At 54.4% G+C, this 14,080-nt stretch carries 11 protein-coding genes; 1 reads left to right on the top strand and 10 read right to left on the bottom strand.

Features of this window, described 5'->3' with window-relative positions:
- Positions 1–374 precede the first annotated feature (374 nt).
- Together secA and AYI87_RS10120 are read right to left on the bottom strand one after the other, a co-directional pair.
- Positions 375–3,098 carry a preprotein translocase subunit SecA gene (gene secA, locus AYI87_RS10125; protein ID WP_144201749.1) on the bottom strand — a complete coding sequence of 908 codons (2,724 nt, stop codon included), beginning with the start codon at positions 3,096–3,098 and terminating at the stop codon, positions 375–377.
- A 58-nt stretch (positions 3,099–3,156) separates the two neighbouring features.
- Positions 3,157–4,056 (bottom strand): M23 family metallopeptidase, encoded by a 900-nt coding sequence (locus AYI87_RS10120; protein ID WP_011867242.1) that lies wholly within the window; start codon positions 4,054–4,056, stop codon positions 3,157–3,159.
- 27 nt (positions 4,057–4,083) lie between these two features.
- On the opposite strand from AYI87_RS10120, the gene AYI87_RS10115 reads away from it, so the two are divergent.
- Complete coding sequence (locus AYI87_RS10115) at positions 4,084–4,539, top strand: DUF721 domain-containing protein (RefSeq protein ID WP_144201747.1); 456 nt, start codon at positions 4,084–4,086, stop codon at positions 4,537–4,539.
- Positions 4,540–4,542: 3 nt separating this feature from the next.
- Here the strand turns inward: AYI87_RS10115 and lpxC are convergent, their stop codons facing one another.
- The 8 genes from lpxC to murD all read right to left on the bottom strand — a co-directional run bounded on the left by lpxC (position 4,543) and on the right by murD (position 14,079).
- Positions 4,543–5,463 (bottom strand): UDP-3-O-acyl-N-acetylglucosamine deacetylase, encoded by a 921-nt coding sequence (gene lpxC / locus AYI87_RS10110; RefSeq protein ID WP_011867244.1) that lies wholly within the window; start codon positions 5,461–5,463, stop codon positions 4,543–4,545.
- A gap of 178 nt (positions 5,464–5,641) precedes the next feature.
- Positions 5,642–6,817, bottom strand: a complete 1,176-nt coding sequence (gene ftsZ / locus AYI87_RS10105) for a cell division protein FtsZ (RefSeq protein ID WP_011867245.1) — start codon at positions 6,815–6,817, stop codon at positions 5,642–5,644.
- Between the two features lie 34 nt (positions 6,818–6,851).
- Entirely contained in the window at positions 6,852–8,087 is a 1,236-nt protein-coding gene (gene ftsA / locus AYI87_RS10100) for a cell division protein FtsA (protein WP_011867246.1), read from the bottom strand.
- A 3-nt stretch (positions 8,088–8,090) separates the two neighbouring features.
- The gene (locus AYI87_RS10095) at positions 8,091–8,855 is read right to left on the bottom strand and encodes a cell division protein FtsQ/DivIB (RefSeq protein WP_144201745.1); all 765 of its coding nucleotides are present in this window, start codon (positions 8,853–8,855) and stop codon (positions 8,091–8,093) included.
- Between the two features lie 143 nt (positions 8,856–8,998).
- Positions 8,999–10,453, bottom strand: a complete 1,455-nt coding sequence (gene murC, locus AYI87_RS10090) for a UDP-N-acetylmuramate--L-alanine ligase (RefSeq protein WP_144201743.1) — start codon at positions 10,451–10,453, stop codon at positions 8,999–9,001.
- Complete coding sequence (gene murG / locus AYI87_RS10085) at positions 10,446–11,540, bottom strand: undecaprenyldiphospho-muramoylpentapeptide beta-N-acetylglucosaminyltransferase (RefSeq protein WP_144201741.1); 1,095 nt, start codon at positions 11,538–11,540, stop codon at positions 10,446–10,448. The genes murC and murG overlap by 8 nt, the downstream gene beginning before the upstream one ends.
- Positions 11,541–12,755 carry a cell division protein FtsW gene (gene ftsW / locus AYI87_RS10080; protein ID WP_011867250.1) on the bottom strand — a complete coding sequence of 405 codons (1,215 nt, stop codon included), beginning with the start codon at positions 12,753–12,755 and terminating at the stop codon, positions 11,541–11,543. It abuts the gene before it with no gap.
- Positions 12,748–14,079 carry a UDP-N-acetylmuramoyl-L-alanine--D-glutamate ligase gene (gene murD / locus AYI87_RS10075; RefSeq protein WP_144201739.1) on the bottom strand — a complete coding sequence of 444 codons (1,332 nt, stop codon included), beginning with the start codon at positions 14,077–14,079 and terminating at the stop codon, positions 12,748–12,750. Before murD ends, ftsW begins: the two co-directional genes overlap by 8 nt.
- Position 14,080 lies beyond the last annotated feature (1 nt).

The raw sequence follows: 14,080 nt of genomic DNA, 5'->3' as shown, positions 1-14,080 counted from the left end.
GGTGATTCCCGAGTGGCTAGGGCTGCGTATTCTACGCAATCCCTTGTTCGCGTCAAGCAGTTTTTGCAAACTTTTTGAGGCTTCACTTTTCAGTGACTGACCACCTTATTGCCTTAGCTACCAAGTGTTTCGACGCTGCGTTGTCTGCTTTGCCGTGTCAGTGGATGCGCATTATAGGCAGTTATGATTTAGGCGCAAGTGGTTTTTTAAGAAAAATCGGACTTTTTTCGATCTTTTTAGATAGTCACATCATACGCACCATTTACCCCCAAAGTTATCCACAAATAGGGGCTTTGGAGGAGATTTGAGCCTGACGTCAAGATCAAAAAAGCCATCCTTAGGATGGCTTTTTCTATTATAGCTAAACTAAATGATTAACTTAGTTTGCCGTGGCACTGCTTATACTTGCGTCCTGAACCACAAGGGCAAGGATCGTTACGACCAACCTTCTCACCTTCACGCACCACAGGCTGAGTCGCGGCCAAGGCTTGTGCTTCTTCTGCACCCACGAGGGCTTCGGCCTCGGCGTGCTGATAATCGCGACGCACCTTAGCTTCTTCCTGGCGACGACGCTCTTCCATCTCTTCGACATCAGACTGAGCCTGAACCTGTACCTTAGAGAGAATGCTGATCACGTCATGCTTTAAAGATTCCAACATCTGCTGGAATAGCTCGAAAGACTCTCGCTTATACTCTTGCTTAGGATTCTTCTGCGCATAGCCACGAAGATGGATACCCTGACGCAGATGATCCATCGCCGCCAGATGCTCCTTCCACAGACCATCCAGTGTCTGCAGCATCACGGCCTTCTCGAATTGACGTAGCACCTGGGCACCTACCATCTCTTCTTTAGCCTTATAAGCCTTCACCCAAATCTCGACGATACGCTCACGCAGCGTCTCTTCGTGCAGGTCGTCTTCCTTATCCAACCACTCCTGAACTGGCATTCTTAACGCGTATTCTTGCTCGAGACGCGTCTCCAGGCCGGCAATGTCCCACAGCTCTTCAACCGATTGTGGTGGAATGTACTGATCGATAAGTCCATTAACCACATCGGCCTGGATGTTAACGATAGTGTCTTGAATGCTCTCGGCATCCATCAACTCGTTACGCTGAGCATAGACTACCTGACGTTGGTCGTTGGCCACGTCATCGAACTCAAGCAGTTGCTTACGAATATCGAAGTTACGTGCCTCAACCTTACGCTGGGCGTTTTCAATCGCGCGGGATACCCATGGATGCTCAATCGCTTCACCTTTCTCCATGCCAAGCTTCTTCATCATAGATGAGACACGCTCAGAGGCGAAGATACGCATCAGACTGTCTTCCATCGACAGATAGAAGCGTGATGAACCTGCATCACCCTGACGACCCGAACGGCCACGTAGCTGATTATCGATACGACGCGACTCATGACGCTCGGTACCGAGAATATGCAGACCACCGGCGGCAACCACTTCGTCGTGGCGCACCTGCCAATCGGCCTTGATTTTGGCTTTCTGCTCGGCAGTTGGGTTCTCGAGGGCATCGATCTCCATGTTCCAGTTACCGCCTAACACGATATCGGTACCACGACCGGCCATGTTGGTTGCGATGGTCACCGCACCACTACGACCCGCCTGGGCAACGATCTCGGCTTCACGCTCGTGGAACTTAGCGTTAAGTACCTCGTGAGGGATCTTAGCCTTCTTGAGCATGCTATGGAGCAGCTCAGATTGTTCGATAGAGACAGTACCCACCAATACAGGTTGGCCTCGATCACGACAATCTATGATGTCTTTGATGATGGCATCGTACTTCTCTTCCGCCGTCAGGTAGACAAGATCCGCATGGTCCTTACGCACCATAGGACGGTTGGTCGGGATAACTACGGTATCCAGGCCATAGATGTGTTGGAATTCGAACGCTTCGGTATCGGCAGTACCCGTCATACCGGCCAGTTTTTCATACTGACGGAAGAAGTTCTGGAAGGTGATAGACGCCAGCGTCTGGTTTTCATTTTGAATATGAACCCCTTCTTTGGCTTCTACTGCCTGGTGCAGACCTTCCGACCAGCGACGACCCGGCATGGTACGACCCGTGTGCTCATCGACGATGATCACTTCGTTGTCTTGTACTATGTAGTCGACATCTTTTTCAAACAGGGTATGGGCGCGTAGCGCCGCGTTGACATGATGCAACAGCGAGATATTGGCCGCAGAGTATAGCGAATCGCCTTCGGCCAACATGCCACGTTCGGTCAGCAGGACTTCTACCTTCTCCTGACCACGCTCCGTCATATGAACCTGCTTGGCCTTCTCATCGATAGAGTAATCGCCATCGCCGATCTCTTCCTCGGTATCTTCCTTGTCCTGACGGATAAGGTGAGGGATCAGGGTGTTGATCTTGATATAAAGCTCAGAACTGTCTTCTGCGGCGCCCGAGATGATCAGTGGCGTACGTGCCTCATCGATCAGAATCGAGTCGACCTCATCGATCAGCGCATAATGCAGTGGACGCTGCACGCGCTCGTTAGGCGAGAATGCCATGTTGTCGCGCAGGTAATCGAAACCAAACTCGTTGTTGGTACCATAGGTAATGTCAGACGCGTAGGCCATCTTCTTCTCGGCCTGACCCATACCGGCGATGTTCACGCCGACGGTCATACCCAGGAATTCAAATAGTGGGCGGTTGTTTTCCGCGTCGCGACGGGCAAGGTAGTCGTTCACTGTGATCACGTGAACCCCTTTGCCGGTCAGGGCATTTAGATAGGCAGGAAGTGTCGCAGTCAGCGTCTTACCTTCACCGGTACGCATCTCGGCGATACGGTTACTATCGAGCACCATACCACCAAGCAGCTGCACGTCGAAGTGGCGCATCTCAAACACACGCTTAGAAGCTTCGCGTACCACGGCAAAGGCTTCCGGCATGACATCGTCCAGCGTCTGGCCCGATTCCAATCGCTCCTTAAACTCGGCCGTCTTGGCCTTGAGTTCCTCGTCGGACAACTTCTCAAAATCCGCTTCGAGGGCATTAATCTTTGTGACAATCTTACCGAGAGTTTTTAGGGTGCGATCGTTACGACTACCAAATATTTTTGTCAGTAATTTACCAAACATCTGAACCACTTTTATGTTGTTGGCTAAGTCCCTGTCGAGTCTAAAAGCCTATTTTAGTTTAACCTGCCTTGCGGTAGACATACTTCTTAGGATCTATCTGCTGTCCACCACGCAACACTTCATAATGCACATGGGGACCGGTCGAACGACCCGTACTCCCCATTTTGGCAATACTTTCGCCTTTTGCGACCACATCACCTACAGCTACTGACAAAGACTTATTGTGTCCATAGCGAGTTCGCAGACCATTGCCATGATCAATCTCGACCAACTCACCATAACCAAACATATTGCCTGCCCATGTTACGACGCCGCCCGCGGTGGCGACAACATCGGCTCCCTCTTTGCCAGCAAAGTCTATGCCTTTGTGCATGGTTCTGCGGCCGTTAAAGGGATCATTGCGTAAACCGTAGGGCGAAGACAACCAACCTTTCTGGATGGGACGCCCTGAGATATAACGTTCTTCATCTATATGGAGATTAGATGTCACCGTTTCAAGTAGTGATAATTGAACATTATTGTTATCTATTCGTGACACTAGCCTATCCATGTCCTGGATAAGCTGATCGAGTTCGATGTTGCTGCCCAGCTCGCTCAGGCCGCCAACACCGACTTCAGAAGAGAAATCGAATTGATCTTCGAGTTTGTAGTCTTTTGCAACTTGCTGGCCCAGGGCCTCGAGACGTGCAAGCTTGGCCTGCATCTTAGCCACATGGGTAACCAAGATCGCCAATTGCGATTCGGTCGCACCTTTAAGTTCGATAAGCTCGTTTTTCTGCTCTTCACGAGCAACACGTTCGTTATCGACGCTGGCCTGCTGTTGCTGAATTTGTTTGGCGTTATGCTGATATAAGCCAGTGCCTGCGGCAATAAGCAAAACCGGTAATAATAGCCAACGCTTACCCGGCTGCCAGCGCGTCGCACCATTCCGACCTTGAATAAAAACTGTTACACTCATAGCCTCATTAAGCCATTTTATTATGTTATGAAAAAGCCCCCGCAGGACCTCAGTCAATTACTGCTTCAGCAGGGTCAATTGCCCTCTATCGCCGAAAAAGCAGAACTACTGCTTCACCTGGATCACTATGTTAAACAGGTGATCACCGGTCCTGTCTCGGAACAACTAAAAGTTGCCAACTTCCGTCAAGGTGTGCTCGTTATCGAAACCAGTACCGCTGCATGGGCCGCGAGAATAAACTTCCAAAAACCCAAACTTTTACAGCAGTTACAAGCCGAAACGCTCCCCATGCTGTCCGCTATCGAGGTTAAAGTCAACCCAAGCCTGAAAATGTATGAGACAAAATCAAAGCAGGCTCACAACCAGATAAGCGAAACCGCTGCGGCGCATATCGACGCCTTGGCCGAGCATATAGAAGGTTCCCTAGGCCAAAAACTAAAACGGCTGGCTGCTTTAGCCAGCCGTTCAAGGCAATCCAAATAGGTGTTACGCCAATACCGCACCGGCTGGCACGGCGAAACTGACTGGTACCTCTTCTTCTTTCTCGAAGCTTACCAATTCCCAAGCATCTTGCTCGGCTAACAGGGCACGAACCAGCTGATTGTTCAGCGCGTGGCCTGTCTTGAACGCACGGAATTCACCGACGATAGCGTGACCGGCGACATAGAGATCACCGAACGCATCGAGAATTTTGTGCTTAACAAACTCGTCCTCATAACGCAGACCATCGGGGTTGAGGACGCGGTATTCATCAAGCACAACGGCATTTTCCATGCTGCCACCTAATGCCAGGTTATTGGCACGCAGATATTCGATGTCGCGCATAAACCCAAAGGTTCTGGCGCGGCTGATATCGCGAACGAAGGCAGAGGAGGAAAAATCCATCACCATATGCTGCTGACTTCTGGCGATCTCAGGGTGATTGAAATCGATCGCGAAATCGACTCTGAAACCCTTGAATGGACGCAGTTCGGCCCACTTATCACCATCTTCAACACGCACCGGGCGCTTAATTCTTAGATATTTCTTTGCTGCGCTTTGCTCCTGAATGCCGACAGATTGCAACAGGAAGACCCATGGGCTGGCGCTGCCATCCATAATGGGGATCTCAGGGGCATCGACTTCGATTGTCGCGTTGTCTATGCCTAAACCTGCCAGGGCGGCAAACAGATGCTCAATCGTTGAGATACGAACACCTTCGTCATTCACAAGCGCCGTACACATGGTCGTCTCACGCACTTGATCCGCCTTGGCGGCAATGGCCACGCTTGGCGTCAAGTCGGTACGAACCAACACGATCCCTGTATTAACTGGCGCGGGTTTGATCGTCAAAGTCACCTTGTTACCGGAATGCAATCCGACACCGGTGGTCTTAACCATTTCTTTAACAGTTCTTTGAAAAATCATTTAGTTACCCGTTATATCACAACCAAAAAGCGTTTATTTCTGCACAGCAAAGCGGCGCACAAAGGCGCAGCAGGTCGGACATGCTAGCATATCTTTGCCAATTCACCAAAATTTACCGACGAAAATCGTCGTACCACATTCAGGTATATGGCGCCGACTAGCAGGCTCCGTCCTGAAACTAGTCAGCTTGCTTACGCAAAAATGCCGGTATATCTAAGTAATCAAGGTCACTCTTAGGCGCGGCGGCCGCGGCTGGTTGTGCTACCTGCACAACATTACCCGCCCCCATTGCCTGTGGGACAGCTTCTTCCACTGGAAGTTCAATCTTGACCTCAGGTGCTGGCATTGGCTCTGGGCGCGGCGCAGGCTTAGAAACCAGTTGAATATCAGGCTTCTTCTCGGCGCCAATACCGGTTGCCACGACGGTTACACGCAGCTCGTCGCTCATCTCTGGATCGATAACCGCACCCACAACCACAGTCGCGTTATCTGACGCATAAGCCTTAACATGGTTACCCACTGTCTCGAACTCTTCGATGCTCATGTCCATACCGGCGGTGATGTTCACCAATACGCCACGGGCACCAGCCAGATCGATATCTTCCAGCAGCGGACTGGCCACTGCAGCTTCGGCCGCTTCTTCGGCGCGATCTTCACCGCTGGCGACGCCTGTACCCATCATGGCATTACCCATCTCAGACATCACAGTCTTAACGTCGGCAAAGTCGACGTTAATCAGACCCGGACGGGTGATCAGCTCGGCAATACCTTGTACCGCGCCGAGTAGCACGTTGTTAGCCGCCGCAAACGCATCTAACAGTGAAGTGCCACGGCCCAGGACCTTGAGCAGCTTCTCGTTAGGAATAGTGATCAGCGAGTCCACATGCTTGGCCAGCATCTCGATACCCTGGTCGGCATAAGCCATACGCTTCTTGCCTTCGAATGGGAACGGCTTGGTCACCACGGCAACAGTCAGGATCCCCTCTTCACGGGCGATCTCGGCAACGACTGGAGCGGCACCTGTACCCGTACCACCACCCATACCGGCGGCGATAAAGATCATGTCCGAGCCCTTGATTGCGCTGCGAATGTTCTCTCTGTCTTCTTCGGCCGCCAGACGGCCGATCTCTGGGTTGGCGCCCGCGCCAAGACCCTTGGTGACATCGCGACCCAACTGAATGGTCGTACCCGCCGCCGACTTACGTAGCGCCTGGGCATCGGTATTGGTTGCAACGAACTCAACACCCTCGATATTGTGTTTCACCATATGCTCGACGGCGTTACCACCACCGCCACCGACGCCGATGACCTTGATCACCGCCTCATCGGAATGACTATCCATGATCTCAAACATGGTCTTTTCTCCGTTTTAGTCTGCGTTATTAACCTTAAAACTCACCCTTAAACCAGCTCTGGACCCGATTCCAAAGACTGGTCACCCCTTGGCGCTCGGGGCGCTCGAACTGTCGCTCAAGCACTCGTCTTGCACCATAATGTAACAACCCAACACCCGTGGAGTAGATGGGCTGGTTCACATATTCAAATAATCCTTTCACCGGCAACGGCTCGGCTACCCTAACTGGCATGCCGAAGGTCGCCTCGGCGACATCTACCGCTCCTTCAATCGATGCGGTACCGCCCGTGAGTACGATACCGGCGGCAACCTGATCTTCCAGGCCGCAGTCACGCAACTCTTTACGCACCAGCTCAAACAGCTCCTGATATCTTGGCTCGACTACCTCGGCCAAGGTATGGCGCGACATGGTACGCGACGGACGTCCACCCACAGATGGCACCTCTATACTGTCTTCGCGGCTCACCATGGCACTTCTGGCGCTGGCGTACTGCACTTTAATCTGCTCAGCATGTGACAGCGGCGTACGGAAGATCTTGGCAATATCGCTGGTCACCTGGTTACCGGCAACAGGCACCACGGCGCAGTGACGCAGGGCGCCATTGGTGTAGATGGTGATATCTGTGGTGCCACCGCCCATATCCACTAGGCAGACGCCGAGATCTTTCTCATCGTCGGTAAGCACAGCATCAGCCGAGGCGATGGCCGAGAACACCAGGTCATCTACCTTCAGGCCACAACGCTCGACGCTCTTGGTAATATTCTTGGCCATGTCGTTGGCGCAGGTGACGATATGCACCTTGGCCTCCATACGCATACCCGACATGCCGATTGGGCTGCGGATACCATCTTGTACGTCGATCGCATACTCTTGCGGCAAGACGTGCAGAATACGTCGCTCGGTCGGGATCTTCACCGAACGCGCGGTGTGGATGACGTTGTCTACGTCTTCCTGAGTCACCTCTTCGTCGTTAATCGACACCATGCCGTTTTCATTCTGACACTGGATATGCTTGCCCGAGATCCCCAGGTATACCGAGGCAACCTGGCAGTCGGCCATCAACTCGGCCTGATCCAGCGCGCGTTGCACACTACGCACGATAGAGTCGAGATCGTTTACCCCGCCCTTATCCATGCCGCGGGAGGGGTGACTGCCGAGACCGACCACACTGATCTCACCATCGGGTAATACCTCACCGATGATCACAGCAACTTTGGACGTTCCTATGTCTAATCCAACGATCAGATTTCTATCTTGATTCTTGGTCATTAATTAACGGCTCTCATCTTGTGCTTCATCCCAACCTACGGCCAATCCGGTATCGTAGCGCAAATCGACTCGGGCAACGGGCTTATCCTGTTTCACCAATGTGGGATACACATGGATAAAGCGCTGCACCCTTGCCATCTTATCTTCCCTTCCCAACTTCAACTCTATGCCGTTGGCCAGCACGGCTAGCCAGGCATGTCTGGGGCTTAACTCTAAACGGGCCAAATCGAACCCGTTGATCTTCAATAACTCACTCACCTGGCGATAGTTAGTCAACACAGACTTCGCCTGATCTTCCGGGCCAACCAGATTAGGCAGTTGGCCTATGCCCTCACGATGGGGCGCCTTAAACACCTGCCCCTGCTCGTTAAGCCAATCTGTCTCGTTCCAGTGGGCGACCGGCGTCTGCTCCACCAGATAGACCTTTAACTTTGCCGGCCACTCGCGCCTCACCGAGGCGTGGTAGACCCAGGGCAGATTTTCCAGCGCCTGCTGTACCTGGTTCACGTCCGCCGAGAAGAAGCTTCTCTGCATCAGATCCTGCAGCGCACTGCGTATCTCGGCGTCACTGGTAAACTGCCTGTCACCCTTGATCGCCACCGCCTCAATTGGCAGGGCATCGGCGTCGTTCAGTACCAGGTGAAGCTTCCAGCCTCCCATGGATAAACCACAGATCACTAGGAACAGAAAAATCAAGCCGAAACACAGGTACCAATCGACCTGTCCCAACCTGCTTTTCCAACCGCTACCTAGCTCTCTTAAGGACACTGCTTATCGCCCTAATGCATCATTAAATGTATAAAAATCAATCAATTCATTACCAGAGGGCAGTCCTAAGGAACCGGCCATTATAACTACCTCACCTCTAGCGTCAAAAGCTTCATCGAGGCCAGGGCAAGATGCCCTCAACCTCATTGGTTTTCCGACTCAAACTGCAAACCGGTGTCGGCCAGCTGACGACTCAGGGTGCCGATATTGCCCGCCCCTTGGGTCAACAGCAGATCGCCCCCTTGCAACACCCCTGGCAGTATCGTCTGTAGCTGCTCGGGCTCTGCCACGAAGATAGGATCTAACTGGCCTCGCTGACGAATCGAGCGGCACAGGGCGCGGCTGTCTGCACCGGGTACCGGCGCCTCTCCGGCGCTATAAACATCGAGCAGTAACAGGCAGTCCACCTGGGCCAGCACCTCGACGAAATCGTCATAGAGATCCCGGGTGCGGCTGTATCTGTGTGGCTGATAGATCATCACCAGACGCTTATCCGGCCAGCCGGAACGCGCCGCCTTGATGGTTGCCGCCACCTCGCTGGGGTGATGACCATAGTCATCGACCAGCATCACCTCGCCAGCAGTGGTGGTGAACTCACCCAGCTGCTGGAAGCGACGACCTATGCCCTGGAACTCATCCAATGCACGGATGATCGCCTCATCTTCAATCTCATCTTCCGTCGCCACGGCTATAGCCGCCAAGGCATTGAGCACATTGTGACGACCCGGCAGATTAACCCGCAGGTCGAGATCAGCCATCCCTTCACGGCGCACCGTAAAGCGTGAGCTATACCCCTGCTGCTCGAAGTTAAGCGCCTGCACGTCGGCATCTTCGCTGAACCCATAGGTCACCACCTTGCGGCCGATGCGGGGCAGTATCTCTCTCACCACAGGGTCGTCGATACAGGCCACGGCCACGCCGTAGAACGGCAGGTTATGCAGGAAATCGACGAAGGTGGATTTCAGCTTCTCGAAATCCCCCTCATAGGTATCCATATGGTCGGCTTCGATGTTAGTAACCACACTCACCATGGGCTGCAGATGCAGGAAGCTGGCATCGCTCTCGTCGGCCTCGGCAATCAAGTAACGGCTCTTACCCAAGCGGGCATTGGTGCCGGCACTGTTAAGCAGGCCGCCGATCACGAAGGTCGGGTCCCGCTCGGCCTGACCATAGACGCTGGCGATCAGACTGGTAGTGGTCGTCTTGCCATGGGTACCGGCCACCGCCACACCGTGGCGATAACGCATCAGCTCGGCCAGCATCTCTGCCCGGCGAACGATGGGAATGCGTCGCTCCTGTGCCGCTAAAATCTCTGGGTTACTGGCATCGATGGCCGTAGAGACCACCACCACATCGGCGCCCTCGACCTGATCGGCGCTGTGACCGATGAAGATCGCCGCACCGAGGCGCTTAAGGCGCGCCGTCACGGCATTCTCGGCGATGTCGGAACCGCTAAGACGATAACCTTCGTTTACCAAGACCTCAGCAATACCGCCCATACCCGCGCCGCCAATCCCCACAAAGTGGATCCGCTTAACGCGACGCATCTCTGGAATAATGGTTCTTAATTGGGCGTACTTCTCTTCGGTTTTAATCATCTTTTTCCTTACTTGCCAGCGCGATACACACGGCGGCGACCCGCTCTGTGGCATCTAATACGGCAACACTCTTGGCCAGCTGCCCCATCTCGATGAGGGCCTTACGGTCTGACGCCAAGATCTGCAACTTGCTGATCAACTTCTCACTATCTAATACTGTCTGCGGCAGCAAAAATGCGCCGCCCGCTTCCACCAAGACCTGGGCGTTCTTGGTCTGGTGATCGTCTACCGCATGGGGGTAAGGCACCAAGAGACTCGGTAGGCCCACCGCCGCTACCTCTGACACCGTCAGGGCGCCCGCACGGCACAGAATCACATCGGCCCAGCGATAGGCCGCTTCCATATCATCGATAAACTCGGCCACCTTGACGCTGCCGGATTGCCCCAGCTGCAGGTATTCCGCCTCCACCTGCGCCTGATTGCCCTTGCCCACCTGATGCCATACCGTCATCGAATGGTGCTGGGCCACCGCCGCCGTCACGCTCGGCATCAGGTCGTTGAACACCTTGGCACCCAAGCTGCCGCCGACCACCAACACCCTAAGGGCATCGTCCGGAACGATTGGCTGCTCGCTGCGCCCCAGAGCAATCAGCTCGCTACGAATCGGGTTACCCACCACCTCGGCATTGCCCTCGAAGGTATTCTCGAAGGCGCATAGCACACGGCTGGCGATACGCGACAACAGCTTATTGGTCATGCCTGGGATGGCGTTTTGCTCATGAAGCACCAAGGGAATACCACTTAGCTTGGCGGCAACCCCACCCGGGCCACTGGCAAAACCGCCCATGCCCAGCACCACATCGGGTTTAAACTCTTTGATCACCTCACGCGCCTGCATGATGGAACGCAAAATCTTAAAGGGCGCCGCGAGCTTACGTATAAGGCCGTTGCCACGCACCCCCTTGATGTCGATGAAATCGATATCGAAACCATGTTGAGGCACCAGACGCGCCTCCATACGATCGGCGGTGCCCAGCCAGCGTACCTGCCAGCCCTGTTTGGCTAACGCTTTGGCCACGGCTAGCGCCGGGAACACGTGTCCGCCCGTGCCACCTGCCATGATCAAAATACGTTTCTCTAGCGCCATCTACTTCACCTTGCCTTGTACTGCCTGGATCAGGCTTAATCTTCTCTCATGATCGATACGGATCAATATCATTGCCGCTGCCGTCATCACCCACAGGCTACTGCCGCCATAACTGATAAAGGGCAATGTCAGCCCCTTGGTGGGCAACATGCCTATGCTGGCGCCCACGTTGACCACAGTCTGGAAACAGATCCAGATGCCGATGCCATAGGCCAGATAGCCCTCGAAGGCCCGATCGCCAAGCAGACACAGGTTACCCAGCTTTATCGCTCTCAGGGCGACAAACAGCAGTACCGACAACACGGCGATGATGCCGAGAAATCCTAGCTCTTCGCCGATCACGGCAAAGATAAAATCCGTGTGGGCCTCGGGCAGGTACTCCAGCTTCTGAATGCTGTTGCCCAAGCCCTGTCCCAGCCAATCGCCGCGGCCATAGGCCATCAAGGATTGGGTCAGCTGATAACCGCTACCGAAGGGATCCTGCCAAGGATCCAGAAACGAGGTCACCCGTCGCATACGGTAAGGTTCCAGCAATACCAGGCCGACGAAGGCCATGGCTCCGGTCAAGATCAGCGCGAAGAAATCGAGTAATCTTGCACCGGCTAAAAACAATAAACCGACGGTGCCGACAAACAGCACCACCACGGTACCGAGATCCGGCTGTAGCAAAATCAGAAAGGCATACACGGCAAATACGGCAATCGGCTTATAGAAGCCCTTGGCGTTTTCCCGCACCTCCTGATGTCGCCGCACCAGATAACCCGCCATATAGATGGCAAAGGCAAACTTGGCGATCTCGGCCACCTGAATACGAATCGGCCCCACCGATAACCAACGGGTCGCCCCGTTTACCGTGGTGCCCACGATCGGCACTGCTACCAACATGATGCCGACGACCAGCAGCAAGATAGGACTCAGCTGCTGCCAGCTGTGCATCTCTATCTGCAACACCACGGCGGCGATCAGGGCGCACCCCATCAGGTAGGCCACATGGCGCCACACGAAGTGGTAGGGGTTGCCCGTCAAACTCGTGGCCTCCGGCATAGAGGCCGACATCACCATGATGAAGCCGAAGCTTATCAGGGAGATGATCGCAAACAGCAAGGCTCTGTCATAGAGCTGCATGCCCGGCGCTTCGCGTTGACTAAACAGGTTCGGCAGCGACCAGCTAAGGGAGCTACCAAACAGGCTTAGTTGACGCTCGTCGCTACGCATGCATCACCTCTTGGGCCAAGGTATTCACCTGGGCACGAAAATCATCGCCCCTGGCCATGAAGTTGGCGTACATATCCAAACTGGCACAGGCAGGCGAGAGCAGGACCAGATCGCCCGGCTTAGCCAGCTGAGCCGCCTGAGCGACCGCCTCTTGCATCGACTCGACGCGAATAGCACCGTCGAACTGCTCGGCAATTTTGTCGCCATCCTGCCCCAGGGTGATCACCTGACCGACGCCCAGCAGTGCGCCGCGTAGCGCCGAGAAATCGGCGCCCTTGCCGTCACCACCGGCGATTAAAATAATCTGACCCTCATGGTCGCTCAGCCCCTGCAGGGCCGCTATGGTGGCGCCCACATTGGTCGCCTTGGAATCGTTCACATAGCTCACGCCCTGATGCTTACCCACGAGCTCACATCTATGGGCCAGCCCCTTGAACTGTTTCGCCACCTCGACCATGGCTGCCTTATCGACACCGGCGCTATCGCCCAGAGCCATAGCAACCAGCAAGTTGGCCAGGTTGTGACTGCCCACCAGTGAAACCTGATCGCCGGCAACATATTCTGTCGTGCCATGCACTAGGACACCGTGGTTAACGCCCCACTCATCCCCCTCGGGCAGCGAGAGGCCAAAGCTATTCTGGTTCATAGGCTCATTCGGGCGGGTCAGCAGATCGTCTCGGTTGTAGATTGCCAGCTTGGTCTGGTCATACAAACGCAGCTTAGCCTGACGATAACTCTCGAGATCCGAATACCTGTCCATGTGATCTTCACTGATGTTGAGGCAGGTGGCGCTGATGCAGTTGAGGCTGGATGTGGTCTCCAGCTGGAAGCTAGATAACTCCAGCACAAACAGCTCATGGTCACCATCGAGTAGGTCAAGCACGGGCACGCCGATATTGCCGCCCACTGCCACCTTGAGGCCCGCCTTGGCGGCCATCTCACCCACCAGCGTGGTCACGGTCGACTTACCGTTAGAGCCCGTGATGCCGATGACGCAGGCGGGGCGATCTGCCAGCGCTCTGGCAAACAGCTCGACATCGCCGACGATATCTATGCCCATATCCACCGCGGCGCGCACCTCGGCGGTATCCAGCGGGATCCCGGGGCTGACGACGATCTGGCTAGCCTGTACCAGGTAGCGGCAATCAAAACCGCCTGTGAGCAGTAGCACCTCGGGAAACTCCTGACTCAGGGTCTCACGACCCGGCGGATTCTCGCGGCTATCCATCACCAGTGGCGTGATCCCCTGCTTAATGAGATAACGCACCACAGAGAGCCCTGTGGCCCCCAATCCTAATACTATGTGCGTGTACTGACTCGCCATG

The sequence above is a fragment of the Shewanella sp. KCT genome (assembly GCF_007636505.1).
GTDB classification, from domain to species: Bacteria; Pseudomonadota; Gammaproteobacteria; order Enterobacterales; family Shewanellaceae; genus Shewanella; species Shewanella halotolerans.
Note: the sequence above shows the minus strand (reverse complement) of the source record. Positions and strands in the feature narration are given on the sequence as shown.